22 protein-coding genes and 4 tRNA genes are annotated in these 19,847 nt (G+C 66.1%); 15 read left to right on the top strand and 11 right to left on the bottom strand.

What is annotated here, in order from left to right:
- Nucleotides 1-53: 53 nt before the first annotated feature.
- Nucleotides 54-605, bottom strand: coding sequence for a hypothetical protein (locus OHA42_RS31445; protein ID WP_328403723.1), 552 nt, complete (start codon nucleotides 603-605; stop codon nucleotides 54-56).
- 63 nt (nucleotides 606-668) lie between these two features.
- Nucleotides 669-1,037 carry a DUF4189 domain-containing protein gene (locus OHA42_RS31440; RefSeq protein ID WP_406231352.1) on the bottom strand — a complete coding sequence of 123 codons (369 nt, stop codon included), beginning with the start codon at nucleotides 1,035-1,037 and terminating at the stop codon, nucleotides 669-671.
- Between the two features lie 259 nt (nucleotides 1,038-1,296).
- On the opposite strand from OHA42_RS31440, the gene OHA42_RS31435 reads away from it, so the two are divergent.
- A complete protein-coding gene (locus tag OHA42_RS31435) occupies nucleotides 1,297-1,920 on the top strand; it encodes a TIGR03085 family metal-binding protein (protein WP_406231351.1) in 624 nt (207 codons plus the stop codon).
- A gap of 155 nt (nucleotides 1,921-2,075) precedes the next feature.
- The gene (locus tag OHA42_RS31430; RefSeq protein ID WP_406231350.1) at nucleotides 2,076-4,661 is read left to right on the top strand and encodes a DNA translocase FtsK; all 2,586 of its coding nucleotides are present in this window, start codon (nucleotides 2,076-2,078) and stop codon (nucleotides 4,659-4,661) included.
- A gap of 93 nt (nucleotides 4,662-4,754) precedes the next feature.
- On the opposite strand, the gene OHA42_RS31425 is transcribed toward OHA42_RS31430, so the two are convergent.
- The 4 genes from OHA42_RS31425 to OHA42_RS31410 all read right to left on the bottom strand — a co-directional run bounded on the left by OHA42_RS31425 (nucleotide 4,755) and on the right by OHA42_RS31410 (nucleotide 5,398).
- Nucleotides 4,755-4,825 (bottom strand) — tRNA-Gln (locus OHA42_RS31425).
- Between the two features lie 4 nt (nucleotides 4,826-4,829).
- Nucleotides 4,830-4,903: transfer RNA gene (locus OHA42_RS31420), tRNA-Arg, on the bottom strand.
- A 26-nt stretch (nucleotides 4,904-4,929) separates the two neighbouring features.
- Nucleotides 4,930-5,003, bottom strand: a tRNA-Leu gene (locus tag OHA42_RS31415).
- Between the two features lie 322 nt (nucleotides 5,004-5,325).
- Nucleotides 5,326-5,398 (bottom strand) — tRNA-Arg (locus OHA42_RS31410).
- 538 nt (nucleotides 5,399-5,936) lie between these two features.
- Here OHA42_RS31410 and OHA42_RS31405 point away from each other — a divergent pair.
- Nucleotides 5,937-6,776 (top strand): serine protease, encoded by an 840-nt coding sequence (locus OHA42_RS31405; protein WP_406231349.1) that lies wholly within the window; start codon nucleotides 5,937-5,939, stop codon nucleotides 6,774-6,776.
- A gap of 54 nt (nucleotides 6,777-6,830) precedes the next feature.
- Here the strand turns inward: OHA42_RS31405 and OHA42_RS31400 are convergent, their stop codons facing one another.
- Complete coding sequence (locus OHA42_RS31400; protein WP_406231348.1) at nucleotides 6,831-7,655, bottom strand: class I SAM-dependent methyltransferase; 825 nt, start codon at nucleotides 7,653-7,655, stop codon at nucleotides 6,831-6,833.
- Nucleotides 7,656-7,781: 126 nt separating this feature from the next.
- Between OHA42_RS31400 and OHA42_RS31395 the strand changes: the two genes are divergently transcribed.
- Nucleotides 7,782-8,786, top strand: coding sequence for a TerC family protein (locus OHA42_RS31395; RefSeq protein ID WP_406231347.1), 1,005 nt, complete (start codon nucleotides 7,782-7,784; stop codon nucleotides 8,784-8,786).
- Nucleotides 8,787-8,864: 78 nt separating this feature from the next.
- Here the strand turns inward: OHA42_RS31395 and OHA42_RS31390 are convergent, their stop codons facing one another.
- Nucleotides 8,865-9,149 (bottom strand): YciI family protein, encoded by a 285-nt coding sequence (locus OHA42_RS31390; protein ID WP_406231346.1) that lies wholly within the window; start codon nucleotides 9,147-9,149, stop codon nucleotides 8,865-8,867.
- 15 nt (nucleotides 9,150-9,164) lie between these two features.
- On the bottom strand, nucleotides 9,165-9,731 hold the full coding sequence (locus OHA42_RS31385; protein ID WP_406231345.1) for an amino-acid N-acetyltransferase: 567 nt from the start codon (nucleotides 9,729-9,731) through the stop codon (nucleotides 9,165-9,167).
- Between the two features lie 136 nt (nucleotides 9,732-9,867).
- Between OHA42_RS31385 and pgsA the strand changes: the two genes are divergently transcribed.
- The 7 genes from pgsA (at nucleotide 9,868) to OHA42_RS31350 (ending at nucleotide 14,951) form a co-directional block, all read left to right on the top strand.
- Entirely contained in the window at nucleotides 9,868-10,527 is a 660-nt protein-coding gene (gene pgsA / locus OHA42_RS31380) for a CDP-diacylglycerol--glycerol-3-phosphate 3-phosphatidyltransferase (protein WP_406231344.1), read from the top strand.
- Nucleotides 10,524-11,033 (top strand): CinA family protein, encoded by a 510-nt coding sequence (locus tag OHA42_RS31375; RefSeq protein ID WP_406231343.1) that lies wholly within the window; start codon nucleotides 10,524-10,526, stop codon nucleotides 11,031-11,033. Before pgsA ends, OHA42_RS31375 begins: the two co-directional genes overlap by 4 nt.
- A 135-nt stretch (nucleotides 11,034-11,168) precedes the next feature.
- Complete coding sequence (locus OHA42_RS31370; protein ID WP_406231342.1) at nucleotides 11,169-11,618, top strand: helix-turn-helix domain-containing protein; 450 nt, start codon at nucleotides 11,169-11,171, stop codon at nucleotides 11,616-11,618.
- Nucleotides 11,619-11,818: 200 nt separating this feature from the next.
- Nucleotides 11,819-12,649, top strand: a complete 831-nt coding sequence (locus OHA42_RS31365) for a PspA/IM30 family protein (RefSeq protein WP_406231341.1) — start codon at nucleotides 11,819-11,821, stop codon at nucleotides 12,647-12,649.
- 164 nt (nucleotides 12,650-12,813) lie between these two features.
- On the top strand, nucleotides 12,814-13,719 hold the full coding sequence (locus OHA42_RS31360; RefSeq protein ID WP_406231340.1) for a hypothetical protein: 906 nt from the start codon (nucleotides 12,814-12,816) through the stop codon (nucleotides 13,717-13,719).
- 219 nt (nucleotides 13,720-13,938) lie between these two features.
- Nucleotides 13,939-14,109 carry a hypothetical protein gene (locus OHA42_RS31355; RefSeq protein WP_328403695.1) on the top strand — a complete coding sequence of 57 codons (171 nt, stop codon included), beginning with the start codon at nucleotides 13,939-13,941 and terminating at the stop codon, nucleotides 14,107-14,109.
- Nucleotides 14,110-14,240: 131 nt separating this feature from the next.
- Nucleotides 14,241-14,951, top strand: coding sequence for a PIG-L deacetylase family protein (locus OHA42_RS31350; protein ID WP_406231339.1), 711 nt, complete (start codon nucleotides 14,241-14,243; stop codon nucleotides 14,949-14,951).
- Nucleotides 14,952-15,051: 100 nt separating this feature from the next.
- Here OHA42_RS31350 and OHA42_RS31345 read toward each other — a convergent pair whose 3' ends face one another.
- Nucleotides 15,052-15,597 (bottom strand): HD domain-containing protein, encoded by a 546-nt coding sequence (locus tag OHA42_RS31345; protein ID WP_406231338.1) that lies wholly within the window; start codon nucleotides 15,595-15,597, stop codon nucleotides 15,052-15,054.
- Nucleotides 15,598-15,741: 144 nt separating this feature from the next.
- On the opposite strand from OHA42_RS31345, the gene OHA42_RS31340 reads away from it, so the two are divergent.
- The 3 genes from OHA42_RS31340 (at nucleotide 15,742) to OHA42_RS31330 (ending at nucleotide 18,561) form a co-directional block, all read left to right on the top strand.
- Entirely contained in the window at nucleotides 15,742-16,905 is a 1,164-nt protein-coding gene (locus OHA42_RS31340; protein ID WP_406231337.1) for a glycosyltransferase, read from the top strand.
- 64 nt (nucleotides 16,906-16,969) lie between these two features.
- A complete protein-coding gene (locus OHA42_RS31335; protein WP_366529827.1) occupies nucleotides 16,970-17,164 on the top strand; it encodes a DUF3046 domain-containing protein in 195 nt (64 codons plus the stop codon).
- Entirely contained in the window at nucleotides 17,158-18,561 is a 1,404-nt protein-coding gene (locus OHA42_RS31330; protein ID WP_406231336.1) for a phosphotransferase, read from the top strand. Before OHA42_RS31335 ends, OHA42_RS31330 begins: the two co-directional genes overlap by 7 nt.
- A gap of 2 nt (nucleotides 18,562-18,563) precedes the next feature.
- Here the strand turns inward: OHA42_RS31330 and OHA42_RS31325 are convergent, their stop codons facing one another.
- Nucleotides 18,564-19,079, bottom strand: a complete 516-nt coding sequence (locus tag OHA42_RS31325; RefSeq protein ID WP_406231335.1) for a CGNR zinc finger domain-containing protein — start codon at nucleotides 19,077-19,079, stop codon at nucleotides 18,564-18,566.
- A 192-nt stretch (nucleotides 19,080-19,271) separates the two neighbouring features.
- On the opposite strand from OHA42_RS31325, the gene OHA42_RS31320 reads away from it, so the two are divergent.
- Nucleotides 19,272-19,721, top strand: a complete 450-nt coding sequence (locus OHA42_RS31320) for a nuclear transport factor 2 family protein (RefSeq protein WP_406231334.1) — start codon at nucleotides 19,272-19,274, stop codon at nucleotides 19,719-19,721.
- Nucleotides 19,722-19,847: the final 126 nt, after the last annotated feature.

Here is a 19,847-nt window from a genome sequence, read left to right as displayed (position 1 = left end):
AAACCGCCGGATGATGGTGACATCATCCGGCGGTTTTTGTCTGTAGTGGAAGCTTACTTGGCTTGGCAGGCAGCCGAATCCAGCTTCGCCGACTTCACAACGTTGCAGGTGAACTGGTGGGAGACCTTCCACTGGTCACCCTCGGCGACGAACTCGACGAAGGCGTTCTGCACCGGTTCACCGTTGATGGTGACCTTTGCGTCGGCCTTCAGCTTGCCGTCCTTGGGCTCCTGCACGCCGGTGATCTCCACCTTGACGTTCTGTGCCTTTGCGGCCTCGACGAGCTTGTCGACCAGCTGGGGATCGCGCTCGGCGTCCTGCACCCAGCTGATCTTTTCCTCGCTGCTGACGCTCGGGTCGAACGCCTTGGTGATGCGCTCGTTGAGCAGACCGACGGCCGGCTTCGCCAGGTTCGGCGGCGTCGTGGTCTTCGCGGATCCCTCCGCGGTGCCCTCGCCGCTCTTACCGCTCTCGAACTTGCCCGGCGCCGAGGTCGGCGTGCTGGAGCCCGACGACGAGTCCTTGTCGGAGGTGCACGCGGTGAGGCCGAGTGCCGCCGTCGCGAGTACGACCGCGACCGCCGCTCGAATTGTTCTGTGCTTCACTAAATTTCCCCTGGAATGAGTTGTCGCGGACCTGTACGGACCCGACGGAGGTGGGTGTCGGAGTTACAGCGAGTAGCCGCTGGTGCAGCGCCAGTCCACGACATAGCCGCCGGGCACCCGGCTCAACGCGGCCGATTTGGCGGCGGAGTAGCTGGCGCGAGCGGACGCGCTCCACTGTGACGACGAGCTGGCGAGGACACCGCAGCCATTGGTCCACGAGATCAGCACCGAGCAACCGTAGCCACAGGCCGACACGGCGGAATTCTCCGCGGCCGAGTAGCTGCCGTAGTTGTTCGAGATCGCGTAGTCCCCGTCGCTGGAGACGGCAATGGCGCCGTAGTACCCGTACGCGGCTTGCGCGGGAGCCGCGGTGGCCAGCACAGATCCAACCGTTGCCGCCATGATGGCGGCACCGGTGACGAATTTCTTCACAGGTGAATCCCCTTCTTGCTCACAGGTCCACGACCCGATGGACCGAGTGACAAGCTACAGAGCCGAGGCCGCAAGCGCTACCCGAGAATTCGGGGCGCGGCCGTCGGATCCACTCGGCGCCGGGCGATGCCGGGGGAATTACGACTCCCCGCACCGGGCGTGCGGTGGACAGTGTTGCCGAGCGAAAGCCAGGGCGCAACTCCGATAACTTATTGTGCGGCAATGTCGATGCCTCAGCCAATCGACTATGTTCGAGCACGTGAGCATGGCACAACGGGAACGTCGGGCGCTGGTCGAGACGATGTCCGCCGTGGGACCGGACGCGCCCACCCTCTGTGGGAAGTGGACCGTGCGAGAGCTGGCTGCGCACTTGGTGGTTCGTGAGCGCCGCCCCGACGCGGCACCGGGGATCATGCTGAAACCGTTTGCCGGGTATCTCGACAGTGTGCAGGCAAAGACTGCGCGCAAGCCGTTCCAGGAGCTGCTGGAGGAGGTTCGCACCGGACCGCCGTGGTGGTCACCCCTGCGCCCGGTCGATGCCGTTGCCAACCTGTCCGAGATGTTCGTCCACCATGAAGATGTGCGCCGTAGTGCGCCGGGGTGGGAGCCGCGCACGCTGTCGAATGCCGACGAGGCGCGGCTGTGGTCGCTGCTGCGCAAGATGGCACGAATGGCATATCGGAAAGCGACGGTCACCGTCGTGCTCGCGACGCCGGACGGCGACCGGGCGGTTGTGCGCACGCAATCCGAGGCCGAAGTGACATTGACCGGCAAGCCTTCGGAATTGCTGCTGCATGCCTTCGGTCGCGACGAAGTTCGCCTCGAGACCGCCGGCGCACCGGGCGATGTGCGCGCCGTGCTGGCCCTCGATCGCTCGGTGTAGCCGCAGCACGCTCGACACACGGCCCGATTCGGGTGCGAAGCGAGCTCGACGGCGGCGGGTGCGACCTGGGCTTCCGTATGATTCGGCAGGGTTGCGACGGCCGATACCAGTGTTGCGGATGGTCCGGATGGTGCGTTTGCGGCTAGCCTGAGGTCATGGCAGGTAAGTCCCGCAGCTCCACGACCTCTCGTGCGCGGGCGGGATCGGCCCGGGGGAGGACCACCACGGCACGGTCCCGCTCGGCAACACCACGCGGTGCCGCCACCCCGCGCGGCACCGCCCCCACTCCACGGCGACGCGGCACCGCCGCCCGCCGCCCGGCCCCTCGCAAGTCCGACACTGCGCCGCTCGCGGTGATCAGCCGTGGCATCACTAGCGGCTGGACCATGCTGGCGCGGGGTCTCGGCGCCACCACCCGCACGATCAGCCGGGCGGGCGAGATCGAACACGGCCATCGCCGCGACGGCATCGCCCTCGCCCTCATCGCGCTGAGCGCGGTGATCGCGGCGGCAGTCTGGCTGTCGGCGGGCGGCCCGGTCGGACACTGGGTCGAGGAAGCCATCCGCGCGGTCTCCGGATCCGCGTCGGCCGGACTGCCTTTCGTGGCCACCGCTATCGCCATCGTGCTGATGCGCACCGAGGCGAAGCCGGAGATTCGGCCGCGCCTGGTGCTCGGCGGAATGCTGGTCGGGTTGCCCATCCTCGGCCTCTGGCATATCGCCGCCGGATCGCCTGCCGATGCGCACGGCCGCTCCCGCGCTGCGGGTTTCGTCGGTTTCGTGATGGGCGGCCCGCTCACCAACGGGCTCACCGCGTGGCTCTCAGTGCCGATTCTATTGCTGGCCAGCGTCTTCGGCGTGCTCCTGCTGACCGGCACCACCGTGCGCGAGGTGCCCGACCGGCTGCGGGATTACTTCGGCATCGGCACCGGTGGCGACGAATACGGTGAGTACGACGGCGACTACGACCCGGCCGAATACGACGCGGACGGCTTTCCGCTGCATCGTGCCGGCGCGTCGACGCGACGCGGACGGACCCCGGTCGAGAACTATCCGCCCGATGAATTCGGTAATGCCGACGCGGTCACCGAAGTGCTCGGCGAGCCGCCGCTGCGCGACGCCAAACCGATTGCGGTCGAGCCGCCCGAGGAGCCGCCCAAGCCGAAGAAGCGGCCGGCCAAGGTGGCGGATCAGACACCACCGCCGCCGAAGCAGATGGAACTGATCGCTGATCGCGAGATCGAGGGCGACTATGTGTTGCCGCCGCTCACCCTGCTGACCGACGGTGATCCGCCCAAGAAGCGCAGCGCCGCCAACGAATCGATGATCGAGGCGATCACCGAGGTGCTGGTGCAATTCAAGATCGACGCGGCGGTCACCGGATTCGTGCGTGGTCCGACGGTCACCCGCTATGAGGTCGAACTCGGGCCCGGCGTCAAGGTCGAAAAGATCACCGCGCTGACCCGCAATATCGCTTACGCCGTTGCGACGGAGAACGTTCGACTGCTCGCCCCCATCCCCGGCAAATCCGCCGTCGGCATCGAGGTCCCCAATGCCGACCGCGAACTGGTTCGCCTGGCCGATGTGCTCAAAGCACCCTCGACCCGAAATGACCACCACCCCTTGGTGATCGGGCTCGGCAAGAACATCGAAGGCGATTTCGTCTCGGCCAACCTCGCGAAGATGCCGCACCTGCTGGTGGCAGGCTCCACCGGTTCCGGTAAATCGAGCTTTGTGAACTCGATGCTGGTCTCGCTGCTCGGGCGGGCCACCCCCGACGAGGTCCGGATGATCCTCATCGACCCGAAAATGGTGGAACTCACCCCCTATGAGGGTATTCCGCACCTGATCACGCCCATCATCACCCAACCCAAGAAGGCCGCTGCCGCGCTGGCCTGGCTGGTGGAGGAGATGGAGCAGCGGTATCAGGACATGCAGGCCAACAAGGTTCGCCACATCGACGACTTCAACAAGAAGGTGAAGTCAGGTGCGATCACCGCGCCGCTGGGCAGCGAACGGGTCTACCGTCCTTATCCGTACATTCTCGCCATCGTCGATGAGCTCGCGGACTTGATGATGACCGCGCCGCGCGACGTCGAGGACGCGATCGTGCGGATCACCCAGAAGGCCCGCGCCGCAGGCATTCACCTGGTGCTTGCCACGCAGCGACCGTCGGTGGACGTGGTGACCGGCCTGATCAAGACGAATGTGCCCTCCCGCCTCGCCTTCGCCACGTCTTCGCTCACCGACTCCCGAGTCATTCTCGACCAGCCCGGCGCGGAAAAGCTGATCGGCATGGGCGATGGCCTTTTCCTGCCCATGGGCGCGGGAAAGCCGACCCGGTTGCAGGGCGCTTTCATCAGCGACGAGGAAATCCATGCCGTCGTCGATTTCGCCAAGAACCAGGCAGAACCCGAATACCAGGAGGGTGTCACCGCCGCGAAGGCAGGCGAGAAGAAGGATGTCGACCCCGACATCGGCGACGACCTCGACGTCTTCGTCCAGGCCGTAGAACTCGTGGTGACATCCCAATTCGGCTCCACCTCGATGTTGCAGCGCAAATTGCGGGTCGGCTTCGCGAAGGCAGGTCGGCTGATGGACCTGATGGAAACCCGTGGCGTGGTCGGCCCGAGCGAGGGCTCGAAGGCCCGCGACGTCCTCATCAAGCCCGATGAGTTGGATGGTCTGCTGTGGTCGATCCGTGGTGGCGGCGAGGAGCCGGACAGCGCCGACGAGGAGTGAGACGGCAGTAGCTCATCGTGGAGTCGAACCACGCGATCGGGCCTTATGAGAGCCCGACGGCACCTGCATGAGCCGTGCGGAGTGAATCAATAGCTGGAGTGCCAGGATTCGAACCTGAGCCAACGAAACCAAAATCCGTGATGCTGCCGCTACACCACACTCCATCAGTGCGCTCGGGAGGACTCGAACCTCCAGCCGCCGGCTTCGTATGCCGGTGCTCCATCCATTTGAGCTACGAGCGCGCTCACCCGCCTGTGCACGCGGATTGTTCCCTCGGCGAGATTCGAACTCGCACTGTCCGGCTTCTAGGGCCGGTGCCTCTACCTGTTGGGCTACGAGGGATCGGTCGTTCTCAATACTGTGGTCCGACAAATACATCCAGCTCTGCATAGCGTCCCGGCGAGTCACGCAGATGTTTCTCGCGTTCATCTGATGTCGATATCGGTAATGCGGCGGTGCGTTTCAGTGCGAGAAATGTCAGAGGTGTGCAGTGCGACCGCAGACGCGCGAATGTGTGCGTCGCGTATGTGGATAGCATCGCAGCCGGCCAAGAACTGTTCTGTGATCTCGAATCGTTGTGCCCTCGAATTGTCAACTAGTGGAAGGACTCCCGCGACGTCCGATAACGGGCTACGCGGAAGCGGCTCCGCAGTCCGGCAACCCGAGCCCGCGGGTGGAATCGAACCACCGACCTGCGCCTTCGGAAGGCGCTGCTCTGTCCACTGAGCCACGCGGGCGTGAAAACTACATGGCAGCAGGAGGATTCGAACCTCCGGTGATGTGATCGAGTCAGGTCCCTTCGGCCGCTCGGACATATTGCCATGAAAAAGGGTCATTCCTCGGCGGTGCCGCGGAATGACCCCTGTTGCAGGTCTTCTCGAAATCGAGACCTCAGGGGCCGCTCACACGCATCACGCGATCGCCGAATTGCATGGCCGAACGTAGGGCAAGCCAGACATTGTCTAGCAATCGCTGCCGTCGCTGCTGGTTCTGCCCGGTCATCTGCCTATGCCTTTCTGTGGTTCGTGAGTTCGTTGTCTCCGACGGTAGCACCGAGGCTCCCGGTGGGGAACCGATTTTATTGCCCGAGTGTCGGCGCCGGACCTGAATGCGAGGGCGATCGGTACCGGTGGACGACCGCGCTACCACCCGGCGCGCAGCACGGATGTTGCGACACGCCTCGCGATTCGGGTGTTCTCCGCATCCACACCGCTACCGTGACATCCGGCGGTTGCGTACTTCACCTCGTCAGCGTGGTCGGTGGGAAGGGAAGCGATGAGCAAGGCCTTTGTTCGGTGGCGGGCGTTCGCGACGGTGGTTTTCGGCGCGAGTGCGCTAGTGGTGGGGGTGTCTACGCCTGCATCGGCAATCGTCGGCGGTTATGTGGCGGCCGATGATCAATTTCCGTGGACGGTCAGCGTGCAGAAAGGTGGCGCGCATGCCTGCGGCGGCGCTGCGCTCAATAGTCGTACCGTGATCACCTCGGCCATGTGCGTTCGTGGCGTCCGGCCGGAGCAGTTGAAGCTGCGGTACGGCTCGCTGCGGCACGATTCCGGCGGCAGTGTGGTCGACATCGAGAAGATCGTGGTGCATCCCCGCTACGACGTGGTCAACCGCGAAAACGACATCGCCGTGCTGCACACCTCCGAGAACCTGTCGTTCGGGACAAACGCCGCAACGGTGTGTCTGCCGGAACCGGGGAGTGACCCCGAAGGCGGTGTGATCGCGCAGGCATCGGGGTGGGGGGCGTTGCGCGAAGGTGGGGAGACGCCTTCGCAACTGATGGGCGTTGATCTGCCGACCGTCAGCCGTAAACAAGCTCAGGGCCAGTACGGGGTCGCATCGGTCACCAACAACATGATCGCCGCCGGCCTCGACACGGGTGGTAAATCGCCCGGTGCGGGCGACGAGGGCAGTCCCTTGGTCACCCGCAGCAACGACAAGGCGACGCTCGTCGGCCTGTACTCCTGGGCCAGCGGTAGCGCTCGCCCCGGCTACTCCGCCGTCTTCACCCGTGTCGGCGGCTATGTGGACAACTTCCTCGCCGACAACATGCTCGGCGCCGGTGACGGCTCGACCACGGACAAGCCCTGCGGGCAGCCCGTCGTACCGTGATCCGATGTCCTGGTCAACCGTTCAGTGCGTCGCGCCGAGAACAGTCTCGGTCCCTCAGGTCTTGCGTGCCTGCAGTGTGTAGCTGAGCGGCAGTCGCTCCCGATGCTCGGTGAGTCGCCATTCGCCGTTCGGCTCGCAGGTCATCAGGCCGGGTAGCGCCTCCCATGGCACCGTGTCGTGCTCGACGAGCCCGGTGATCGTCATGCCCGCATCCAGCAGCGCGGTGATGATCTGCCCGAATCCGTGGTTCCATTCGTGCGTGGTGGTCTGGGTCAGCACGCCGTCGGTTGCCACGTAGGTGCCGCCATCGGAGAACACCATCGGCTCAGGTGTTTCGAAGTACGGATAGCCGATGACCAGTCGGTCGGTGTGATTTTCGTCCGTCGCCCACAGCATCGGGTGGCCTTCGCGCAGGAACAGCCGCCCACCGGGCCGCAGTAGTCCCGCAACGGTCTGGGCCCACCGATCCACGCTCGGCAACCAGCACAATGCGCCGATCCCGGTGAACACCAGGTCGAAGCGCGCACCGCTCAGTGCGGACACCGCGTCGTACACGTCCGACTCGACGAAATCGACTGCAGCTCCGGTCTTTTCGGCAAGCGACCGGGCCTGTGCCAGGGACGCGGGCGAGAAATCGAGTCCGGTCATGGTGGCGCCGAGCCGCGACAGCGAGATCGTGTCGGTGCCGATGTGGCATTGCAGATGGACCCCGCGCAGTCCACGGATGTCGCCGAGCAGCGGCAGGTCGAATCGCACCACCTCGCTGAGGAAGTCCGGTTCCGACAGGAAACGGTCCACGGCGTAGTCGCGCGCGCCGGCGTGCAGCGGTGCCCGTTCGTCCCAGTTCGCCTTGTTGAGGACTCGATAGTCGTCGACCACGCCGTCACTGTGGCATGGACGGGTGCGTGTGCGCATGTGAAATTATTGACAGCAACCACCCCGCAAGCCGACAAGAACGGACAAATCGGGCATGCTTGATGTCATGATCAATCACCAGGACGCCGCATGCACGTAACCGCTGTCGAGTGGGTGATCACGATCCTCGTGATCCTCGGGCTGTTCGTCTTCGACTTCTTCGCGCATGTCCGCACGCCGCACGATCCGACGTTCAAGGAATCCGGGACCTGGTCGGCGGTGTACATCGGACTGGCGCTGGCGTTCGGTGGCTTCGTCGCCTGGCAGTGGGGTTCTACCTTCGCGGGGGAGTACTACGCCGGTTTCGTCACCGAGAAAGCGCTCTCGGTGGACAATCTGTTCATTTTCGTCATCATCATGGCGACATTCGCGGTGCCGAGGATCTACCAGCAGAAGGTGCTGTTGATCGGCATCGTGCTCGCGCTGGTCATGCGGGGCATCTTCATTGCCGTCGGCGCGGCGGCGATCAGCGCGTTCAGCTGGGTGTTCTACCTGTTCGGGCTATTTCTCGTCTACACCGCCGTCAAGCTGCTGCGCGAGAGCGGCCACGAGGTCGAGCACGAGGAGAAACGCGACAGCAGGATCGTCGCGTTGGCCAAGCGGGTGCTGCCGACCACCGACAGCTACGACGGCGACAGGCTGGTCACCCGGATCGATGGCCGCCGCGCGGTCACGCCGCTGCTACTGGCACTGCTCGCGATCGGCTTCGCAGACCTGCTGTTCGCGCTGGATTCGATTCCGGCGATCTACGGCCTCACCGCGGAGCCCTACATCGTGTTCACTGCGAACGCGTTCGCACTCATGGGTTTACGTCAGCTGTACTTCTTGATCGGTGGATTGCTCGATCGCTTGGTCTACCTGTCCTACGGGCTCTCGGCGATCCTGGCGTTCATCGGCGTCAAGCTGGTGCTGCATGCGCTGCACGAGAACACGCTGCCGTTCATCAACGGTGGCGAGCATGTGAGTGTCCCGGAAATATCGACGCCGGCGTCGCTGGGGGTCATTCTCGGCATCCTGATCGTGGCGACGGTCGCCAGTCTGATCAAGACCCGGGGTGCGGCGGGATCGCGACCGGTCGATATCTCGGGCGAATGAGCCACACCCGTTGGCGTCATCGCGACAGCTGACGCCAACGGTCGCGGCCGGCGGAGCCGGGCTTGCCGCGGGATCCGATCAGACGGCGAATGCGCCCATCACCGGCATCCATTCGACGGCGCGGACCGCGTCGATCAGTTTCTCCCGCGCGAATGGATCATCGGCCAGCAGATCCGCGAGCGCGGTCTGGTCCTCGGCGCGGAACAGCAGCAAGGCGCCCGAGCCGTCCGGGTACGGCCCGCTGCTGAGCAGGGTGCCCGCCTCGACCAGACCGGACAACCAGGCCCGATGCTCGGGGCGATAGGTGTCGCGGCCAGGGACGGTGGCCTCGGAATAGGTGTAATGAACGGCGAAGATCGGCACGAGGATCGCTTCCTGTCAGAGGTTCAGCAGCATTCGGGTATTGCCCAGAGTGTTGGGTTTCACATAGCTGAGATCGAGGAACTCGGCCACACCGGTGTCGTAAGAGCGGCACATCTCGGCATACACCTCGGCGGTCACCGGGGTGCCCTCGATTTCGACGAAGCCGTGACCTGCGAAGAAGTCCACCTCGAAGGTGAGCACGAACAGTCGCCCGAGCTCCAGCTCCCTGGCCACCGCGACGAGGCGGTGCACGATGAGCTTGCCGACCCCGTGCCCCTTGACATCGGGGTGCACGGCGACCGTGCGCACCTCGCCGAGGTCTGCCCACAGCACGTGCAACGCGCCGCAGCCGACCACCCGGCCGTCGAGCTCGGCAACCCAGAATTCCTGGACCGCCTCGTACAGGGTGACCAGGTTCTTTTCCAGCAGAATCCGACCGGCATAGACATCGACGAGGCGCTTGATCTCGGGCACATCGGAAGTTCGGGCGCGGCGCACGAGCAGGGCAGAGTCGCGCGCGTCGGGTGCCACGCCGGAATGCGCATCGCTGGTCGAACCACCTACTGGTCCCCGAGAGGTCATGGGGTGCACAGTAGTCGGCCGGGTTACCGATAGTCTGAAGGTGTGCCGCACATCCGATCGCTCCGCTCACCGCATCGCGCCGAGCAGCGCGACCGGACGGAGAGGCGGCCATGAGGCCGCCCACCGAGGCGGAGGCATGAGCGTGCAGCCCGACGAGATCGACCGCCAGTGGACCGAGCCTGCTCCGATCCATTCCGGGTTCGTGCCGACGCAGGCCGAGCCTGCCGTTCCGCTGATGAATATCGCGAATGTGCTCACCATGATGCGGATCGCACTGGTGCCACTTTTCGTGCTCGCGCTGTTCGCGGCCGGCGGGCATCAGACCGGTTGGCGGATCGCGGCGGCGGCGCTGTTCGGCCTTGCCGCGATCACCGATCGCTTCGATGGGCAATTGGCCCGCAAATATGGGTTGGTCACCGATTTCGGCAAGCTCGCCGACCCGATCGCGGACAAGGCGCTCATCGGGTCCGCAGTGATCGGCCTTTCCGTTCTCGGCGATCTGGCGTGGTGGATCACCCTAGTGATCTGCGGCCGTGAGATCGGGGTCACCCTGTTGCGGTTGGCTGTGGTGCGCCGCGGCGTGATTCCGGCAGGTCGCGGCGGCAAACTCAAGACCCTCATGCAATCCATCGCGATCGCGGTGCTGCTGTTGCCGTTGGCAGGCGGATTCGCCACCGCGGGGATGGCTTTGATGTACGTGGCGGTCGCACTGACGGTCATCACCGGCCTCGACTACGTCGGGCAGGCCGCCAGGGTGTGGTTCGCGGGCACACCGGGACGGACTCGCGGGGCATGACGGATCCGCTGATCGCCGACGTGCCCGCCGCCGACCTGGTGCACGCACTCGGCGCGGCCGGACAGACCGTAGCTACGGCGGAATCCCTGACGGCTGGCCTGCTAGCGGCGACTATCGCCGGCGTGCCCGGCGCAAGCATGGTGCTGCGCGGCGGATTGGTTGTGTACGCCACTGATCTCAAACACAGTCTCGCGGGCGTCAGCGACGAAGTACTGGCAACGGAGGGTCCGGTGGCCGCGAGCACCGCCGAGCAGATGGCTGTCGGCGCTCGGATCCGATGTGGCGCGGACTGGGGAGTCGGGCTGACCGGTGTCGCAGGACCGGACTCTCAGGACGGGCATCCCGTCGGCACTGTCTTCCTCGGACTGGCTGGTCCAGTGCATACCGAGGTCGTCCGGTTGAAACTCCTCGGTGACCGGTGGAATATCAGGATTGGCGCAACGCACACGGCCATCCGGGAGTTACTGCGATACGTGACGGCCGGAGAAACCTCGGTTTCGGCATAGTGAGCGCGAGGCGAATCGAAGTTCGCTCCGCGGGAACCAACCGGACCGTGTCCGACGTTGTGCCAGAAAGAACGGCATGCGCAGTGCTCGTAGGCGCCGCGCGTGGCCCGCTGTCAGTGAGCGAAGGAGAACGAGATGACGCTGCTGCGAGAGGCGATCGGCGACAGTCTGCGGCGTGCTCGTCTCGCCCAGAGTCGGACCTTGCGTGAGGTGTCCACCTCGGCGCGGGTGAGCCTGGGCTACCTGTCCGAGGTCGAGCGCGGCCGCAAGGAGGCATCCAGCGAACTGCTTGCCGCCATCTGCGCCGCCCTGGATGTGCCACTGTCGCGGGTGCTCTGGGATGTGAGCACGATCATGGCAGGGTCCGACGGACTTCCCGCCCGCGAGCCCGCCGACACCCCCGCGGCCGCAGCGGAGCAGACGGTCGCCGCCGAGCCCGCCGAGACCGCGTTGGAGCCTGCGACGGCCACGATGTCGGTGGCCGGTGCCGCAACGAAGGTCCGCCCGCCGCACATCGCGGAGGACACCCGGATTGTCATTCCGGCGCCGAAATCCGACATGCTGGTCCTGGTGAAGAGCAATTGACGCAGAACGAGTGGTGGCAGCCCCGGGCAACGCTGCGGACCGGTGCCGGGAACGGATAGATTCTCCCTAGGCGTCGGAAAGGCCGGGTTCTCCCGGTCAGGTGCCCACATGGTGGAGGATAGGCACATATCGGGTGCGTGACGGTCGCGCACTAGAGTCGCGGTAAAGCGCGGCGCATCAGATGGAGGCGGGATCAATCGATGGCTAATCCGTTCGTGAAGGGCTGGAAATACCTGATGGCCCTCTTCGATTCGAAGATCGAGGAGCATGCGGATCCGAAGGTTCAGATTCAGCAGGCCATCGAGGAAGCCCAGCGCCAGCATCAGGCCCTGTCACAGCAGGCCGCGTCGGTCATCGGCAATCAGCGTCAGCTGGAGATGAAGCTCAACCGCCAGCTCGACGAGGTCGAGAAGCTCAACGCCAATGCGCGCCAGGCTGTCCTGCTCGCCGACCAGGCCGCGGCCGCCAACGACACCGAGAAGGCGATCCAGTACACCAACGCGGCCGAGGCCTTCGCCGCGCAGCTGGTCACCGCAGAGCAGTCCGTCGAGGACCTCAAGGTGCTGCACGACCAGTCCCTGCAGGCGGCCGCGCAGGCCAAGAAGGCCGTCGAGCAGAACGCGATGATGTTGCAGCAGAAGGTCGCCGAGCGCACCAAGCTGCTCAGCCAGCTCGAGCAGGCCAAGATGCAGGAGCAGGTCTCAGCCTCGCTGCAGCAGATGGACTCCACGCTATCCGCGCCGGGCTCCACCCCCAGCCTGGACGCGGTGCGTGACAAGATCGAGCGCCGCTACGCCAACGCGCTCGGTTCCGCGGAGCTCGCGCAGAACTCGGTGCAGGGCCGGATGCTCGAGGTGCAGCAGGCCAGCATTCAGATGGCAGGACACAGCAAGCTCGAGCAGATCCGCGCATCCATGCGTGGCGATGCACTGCCCACGGGTGGCGCAGGCGCGCCCGCCATCACCCCGGCACAGACCCAGGCCAATCCGGCGCAGCCGCAGATGAACAAGGGCCAGACCGCGCAGCAGTAGCTACCGGCGACTGCTGCCGGTCGCTGGAACTACGCTGCCGGAGGTTCGGCGAGGACTGGTTCGGTGAAGGCTTGTTCGGTGCACGCGCTCTCGGCGAAGCGCAACACTTGGGTGCCGCTCGGGCCTTGTGTCGATCGGCCCGAACCACCGGTGAGAGGGAAGCCGTGAGCCGCAAGCGAATCCGGGAACAGTCGGTCCGGGCGGAAGCGGGTGTCGTGCGGTCGGGACGTCGCGCTGTGGTGCGCGCACAATCCGCGATCGTGCCGCAGCCGGGAAGTCTTCCCGACAATCTGCGCGAGGTCGGCCAGCACGCGTTGGTCGCGGTCCGCCGCTGGGCGGATCCGAGGGAACGGGAGCTGCGTAAGCGGCGCAGGGCCCGCCGTCGCAGCTTCCAGCTCGGTACGGTGTCCGGCCTCACCACCGCGGGCACGGTCGGGCTCGTCATCATCGCTGCGCCGGCCTGGGCGGTCGTTGTCGTCGGCGGGGGAGCCCTCGCCCTGGTGACCGGGACCGCGCTGAGTGCCCGTCGCTATCTGCGACTGCGCAATGCGCCGCTGCCACAGGCGACATTCGTTGCGCCCAAGCAGCCGCCGTTGTGGTCGGCCACGCGGGCACCGATCACCAGGTTGATTCGTGCAGAGCGAGCCATGCACGGATTGGTCGGGCAGATCGCGCGCTCGAAGCGGCTGCCCGACGATGAACTGGTCGACATGCTGGAGACCGCGGGATCGGGTGCGGCCGCCCTGCATGCGCTCGCCGCCGATGTGACCGCGATGGAGCGCGCCATCAACACGATGGGCGGAACGAATTCCGATGCGGCAGATGCACTTTCGGGCAATGTGCAGTTTGCGCTCGGTCGCCTCGATGCGGGCGTCGCGGAATACGAGCAGGTGGTCGCCGCCGCCGGGCGCATTCTCGCGGTGCCGGAGACCGTGGTGCTGCGGCACGATTTCGACGTGATCGTTTCCGATCTGCGTCATGCCGCCGACCGTCTCGACGGCTGGGCGCAGGCGCTCACCGAGGTCGCCGACCACCAGGTCGGCGCTCAACTGCCGCCGCAGGGACTGTAGCGCCGCTCGACTGCCTGCGACCAGCGGTTTCGGCCTCGGTCTTCGTGGTGATCGACCCCTAGATCCGAAGGCACAGACGGTGAGTCGAGGGTCAGGGTGAACCCTGATCTTCACCCGGACATCAGTGCTGACCTGGTGATTTATTGGCATCGGGCTGCCAGGATTGAGGAGTCGGGTCGTCGGAACGGCGATGCGCATCAGACTTGTTGGAGGCTGGCAATGTTGTGGAAGATCATCGGTGTCGTCGCGGTCGTCTGGATCGCGCTGGCGATTATCGGCGCACTCATCAAGGGACTGTTTCCGATCCTGGTGATCAGCGCGGTGGTGTTCGGCTTGTATCTGCTGTACAAGGCGGTATCGGGCTCGGATAAGTCCGTCACCAAGCTGTAGTTCGGGCCGCTGTGCCGCCGCGGGGTCGGCGCAGGAGTGGTCGCGAGTGGATGCAGCGCGGCGCAGGCCGGTGCGCCGGAAACTCGGAGCGGTGCGGCCGGTTCGGCAATTCGAGTGCTTGAATGTGTGCTGTGGAACAGGTTCCGGAGGACTGGCAGCGCGGGCTGGTGATCGTCGCCCACCCCGATGACATCGAATACGGAGCGGCCGCGGCCGTGGCGCGCTGGACCGGGCAGGGGAAGGACATCAGGTACGTCCTGGTGACCTCGGGTGAAGCCGGGATGGCCGGTATCCCGCCTGTCGAAGCCGGTCCACTGCGCGAGGCCGAAGAGATCGCCTCGGCCAAGGTTGTCGGAGTGCACGAGGTCGAGTTCCTCGGTCACCCCGATGGTCGGGTGGAGGAAAATCTGGCCTTGCGCAGGGACCTGGCGGCTGCGATCCGGCGTCATCGGCCGGAGTTGGTGGTGTTGTTCAACTTCGGGGACGCCTGGGCTCCCGGCTATGCCAACAGCGCCGACCACCGAGCGGTCGGCCGCGCGGGCCTGGACGCAATTTCCGACGCAGGCAACGAGTGGATCTTTTCGGACCTTTCCGACCTCGCGCCGTGGTCACCACGGTGGGCGGCGGTAGTCGGGCCGACCGCCACCCATGCCGTCGACGTCACCGACACCCTCGACCAGGCCGCGGCCTCGCTCGCCGAGCATCGCCGCTACCTGGAGATCCTCAGCCCCGAACCGGTCGCGGACCAGGTTCGCGCCGTCATCGAGATGGCGACCGGCCCGAAGGAAGGCTTCCCGGCCGCTCACGCTGTCGGCTTCGAGCTCTATTACTTCCGCGGCTGACGTTCGATCCGGCTTGCGCCGGCGATTCTTGGTGCGACAGTGTCGAGCCCGGCCGCCCCGCCGTGGCTGTCCGAGTCAGCCGCAGCCTGCCATTCGGTCGTCAGCTTGCGGCGGCGACTCGTTCGATGACCGCGCGCCACGACTCCAAGCGCGCCACTTCCAACCCGACAACCTTGCCTGCGTCATCGGCGCGGCGCAGGGCGATCGCGGCAGTGAAATCCGGGTCCGCCTGGAACTCCGCGATTTCCCTCTCGTCCATGGGGCCGCCCTGGGCGACCAGTGTGCGCTGGCTGGACGGTGACAATCCGTCGGCGTGCGCGGCGTCGGTCGCGGCCAGATATCGCTTGGCGACAACGTGGAGTTCCACCAGCCGGGCGACCCGGTTGCCGAGCAGCGGGCGCACGGCTTGTGCGCCGTGCCTGCCGTGTCCTGCATCGTCGCCGGGAACGAGCAGGTGGCCGATGTCGTGCAGCAGGCCCGCCAGTTGTAGTTCCTCATCGGCCGGATAGGCGCTGCGTAGTAGTTCCGCGCATTGCAGATCGTGATCGAGAATGTCGACCGGGTCGCCGCTGCGGTCCGGCGTGTCCCAGACGTCATCACAGCCGGTCAGCAAGCTCATCAATTCGTCGACGGTGGAGACGGGCACCTGCATCCTCCAATACGGCCTCAATGGTCTAGACCATCATCGCAGGCGCTGGCGCCTGGTGCGGCGTCCAGCGATCGACCACTGCGTGAACATCGGGCCCGACGGGCCGGCTCGGCGCGAGAGAGCGTGTGGCAGGCTGGGCGAATGCGTGTTGCCGTAGTAGCGGGGCCGGATCCAGGTCATGCGTTTCCGGCGTTGGCGCTGTGCGAGCGATTCCTGGCGGCCGGTGACGAGCCCGTGTTGTTCACCGGGCCACGGTGGTTCGACGTCGCGCGGGAAGCGGGCATTCCGATGCGTCGCCTCAAGGGCCTTGCGCCGCGGGCCGCCGACGACGACGCCGACGCCGGGCAGCGGATTCATGAACGGGCCGCGCACATTTCGACGGAGATCCTGCCGGATCTGAGCGCCATGCTGCCCGAGTTGGTGGTGTCGGATGTGCTCACCGCGGGTGGTGGCATGGCAGCCGAACGCCTGGGGGTGCCATGGGTCGAACTGTCCCCGCATCCGCTGTATCTGCCGTCGAAAGCGTTGCCGCCCATCGGGAGTGGACTCGCACCAGGGGAGGGCGTGCGCGGCCGGTTGCGCGACGGAGTGTTGCGCACCCTGACCGCGCGGGCCATTCGCAACGGTCAGCGCCAACGCGAGCAGGCCCGCGAGGGTGTTGGGCTACCCGCTACCGATCCCGGTCCGGCCGCCAGGCTCATCGCCACCCTGCCCGCACTCGAGGTGCCGCGCCCGGACTGGCCGGAACACACCCACGTGATCGGCCCGCTGCTGTGGGAGCCGACCAGCGCGATCCTCGAACCGCCGCCCGGCGACGAACCACTGGTCATGGTCGCGCCCTCGACCGCGCACACCGGTGTCGCAGGCATGGTCGAGACCGTGCTGGAGGCGCTCGACGGCGCGGGCGTGCGGGTGGCGATCTCCATGCTGGACACCCCGCCCACCGATCTGCCGTCGTGGGCGACCGCGGGTCTGGGTCGCCAAGACGAACTACTCACCCACGCGGCCGCCGTCGTGGGCGGCGGCGGCCATGGCCTGCTGGCCAAATCCCTGCTCGCGGGTGTCCCGATCGTGACGATCCCCGGTGGCGGCGATCAATGGGAACTGGCCAATCGCGCCGCCCGCCAAGGTAGTTCGATCCTGGTCCGCCCACTGACCGCCGACGCCGTTCGCTCGGCAGTCCTCGACCTGCTGAACACCCCTGCTTACACCGCGGCGGCCCGATCCGCAGCCGCGGATGCCGCCACCGTCGCCGACCCGATCGCGCGCTGCCGTGCGGTGTTGGACGCGGTGCGAGCCCAGTAGCGCACGGGTTGGGGAACCGCAGGCGGAGCGCATCGGGTCGGAGGGCGCGAGTATCTTGAACCCGGTGCGGTTGACTGAGTTTCAGGAGCTGTTGCACACCGAGTTCGGTGTGGCCCGTGGTGATGCCCTGCTCACCGATCATGTGATCCCGTCGTTGGGCGGTCGAACCGGTGCCGCCGCCATCGACGCGGGGGTCGATCCCCGGGATGTGTGGCGGGCGCTCTGTGCAGACTTCGACGTGCCACGCGGCCGATGGTGACCGACCACCCGAGCGGGCAGACGCAGTCCGTCCGCGGTCCCGCGCTCGGCCGGGACGCAGGCGCGGGCTCCGGCTACCCCTTCGACGGGCGGTTGCACATGGCTGACACCGATCGTGAGCACCTGGCCGCGCGGGTGGCGGCGGTCCGGCCTACCGGCTATGTCGAATGGCAGCAGACCGGGATCGACCTGCTGCTGCTCGGGCGCTACGAGGACGCACTCGACCATCTCGACCGGGCACTGGAATGTGCCGACACCGAGCGACGGCGGGTCGCGGTGCTGATCAACCTCGGCGACGTCTATCGGTATCAGGGCGATGCGGTGACCGCCGAAATCCTCTACCGGCAGGCGCTGGACCTGGCCCGAACCGACGTGCCGGAGGTGCTGTCGTTCGCGCTCCAACACCTCGGTACAGCGCTCGCCGAGCAGCACAGGCTCGACGAAGCGCGCACACTGTTGGCCGAGGCGTTGGCGCTGCGCAGCGCCGAGGCCGATTCCGAGCTGGTCGAGTCGACTTGCGCGATCTTGGACGCCCTGGAGGAGCTGCCCATTGCCCTACCTCCCGCAGTCGCCGCAGTGCTCGGTGCCACACCGGTCTGGTCGGACGATCACGAGGGGCTGAGCGGCGGGGTCTCGTTCGTCAACGGCATGTACTGGGTCAAGCGCGGTCCGCTGGCGGTGGCCGAGCATGCGCGCCTGAACTGGTTGCGCGACTATGGGATTCGACTACCGGATGTGGCCGTGTTCGACGGTGATGTGCTGGTGCTCGCCGACGCGGGCGTGCCGAGTCTCGCCTCGCGTGCCGAGGCCAACGAGCGTGCTGCTGCCGAAATCGGTGCGGTGGGAGATAGCGGTATCCCCGAAGTCAGCGCCCATGCCGTCGAGGGCGATGCGTCGGAGGTTCCCGGCGGATATCCGTCGGCCGACGGCTCGAACGCGGGCGGGGCGGTAGGGGCGCTCATGGGTGCGCTGCTGCGGAGCCTGCACAGCATCCCGATTGCCGGCTGCCCGTTCGACGGCCGACTCGATTCGATGTTGACCCGGGCCGCTCGCCGAGTGCTCGAGGGCCTGATCGATCCCGAGGATTTCGATGAAGACCATGAGCATCTGTTCCCCCAACAGATACTGGACCGACTCCACGCGCAGCGCCCCGACGAGCAGGATCTCGTGGTCGCTCACGGCGACTTCACGCCGTCCAACGTGCTCGAAGGCGGCATTCTGATCGATGTTGGCGACCTCGGTGTCGCGGATCGGTATCGCGATCTTGCGCTGGCCGAACGCGATCTGCGGGAGGACTTCGGCGCCGACGAGGTGCGCGCGTTCTTCACCGCCTACGGCCTGGCCGAGCCCGATCGGCGCCGCCTCGACTACTACCGGCTGCTCGACGAACTCTTCTGACCTCACTCCTTCTTCGCGTAGTGGCGCGCGGCTTTGGCGCGGTTGCCACAGGTTGCCATCGAATGCCAGCGCCGGGTGCCGTTTTTCGAGGTGTCGTAGAAGAACAGCACGCAGTCGGGGTGGGCGCACTGACGGATGCGGTCGGGGGCTTCGGTGAGCAGGCGCAGCAGGTTGTCGGCGGCCAGCCAGGCGGGGAGCCAGGCCGGGTCGGCCACGTCGTCGACGTCGGTGGGGCCGGTGCTGGTGAGGGTGCGCCGGACGCGGCCGTGTTCGAGCACATCGTTGAGCCCGGAGGCGGTGCTGTGCTTCACGACGTCGTAGATGGCAGTGCGCGCGGCGAGCACCGCTTCCAGCGTCCGTGCGTCCGCGGACACACGGTGCGCAAGGTCCGCCGAGTCGAGCCAGACGCCGAGACCGGCGACATCGGTCAGCAGGTCCTGTGGCCCGTTCTCGATCCACCTCGTGTTCAACAGGTCGAGTGCCAGCGGTTCACCGAGGTGGGGGCGTGGATCGAGCATGACTGAGGGTAACGAGCCTTTATGTTCTACCAAGGCAACCACCGCCGTTCTAACCGGATAAATTAATTTTACAGGTTGACTCGAGCCACTTGTTGCGGTTAAGTTCTAACCGATCAAACAAGGAATAGCGGTTGAACATTTCTGGGGAGATCGCGATACCCACGGCAGTCAACACTCGAGGAAGGCGTCGTCATGCGACCCCCACTACCACCCTTCGATCGCGAATCCGCCGAGGTCAAGGTCCGTGCCGCCGAAAATGCCTGGAACACACGCGATCCGGAGCGCGTCGCCGCCGCGTACACCGAGGGCTCGGTGTGGCGCAATCGCGACGAGTTCTTCACCGGCCGCGCGGCGATCGTGGAGTTCCTCACCAGGAAGTGGTCCGTCGAGAACGGCTATGCGCTGCGCAAGGACCTGTGGGCCTTCGAAGGCAACCGCATCGCGGTCCGCTTCCAGTACGAATGGCACGACGAGTCGGGCCAGTGGTGGCGCAGCTATGGTAACGAGCAGTGGGAGTTCACCCCCGAAGGCCTGATGTCGCGCCGCGAGGCGAGTATCAACGATGTCCGCATCGCCGAATCCGATCGCCGCATTTTCGGCCCACGGAAAGAAGGCGACGACTCGGTCCAGCCGCAGCAGTAACAGTCACCAGACCGTGGTGCATCGAAATCTGATGCGCAGCAGCGTTTGTCGACGCTGACGAGATCAGGTCGGAACGCGACGATAGTGCCGAGGACGACCGTCGAGCGGATCGCGCCACTCGCCCCG

Origin of the sequence: Nocardia sp. NBC_01009, assembly GCF_045208035.1 — a bacterium.
Taxonomy (GTDB): Bacteria; Actinomycetota; Actinomycetes; order Mycobacteriales; family Mycobacteriaceae; genus Nocardia.
This window is presented reverse-complemented; position numbering and strand designations above follow the sequence as displayed.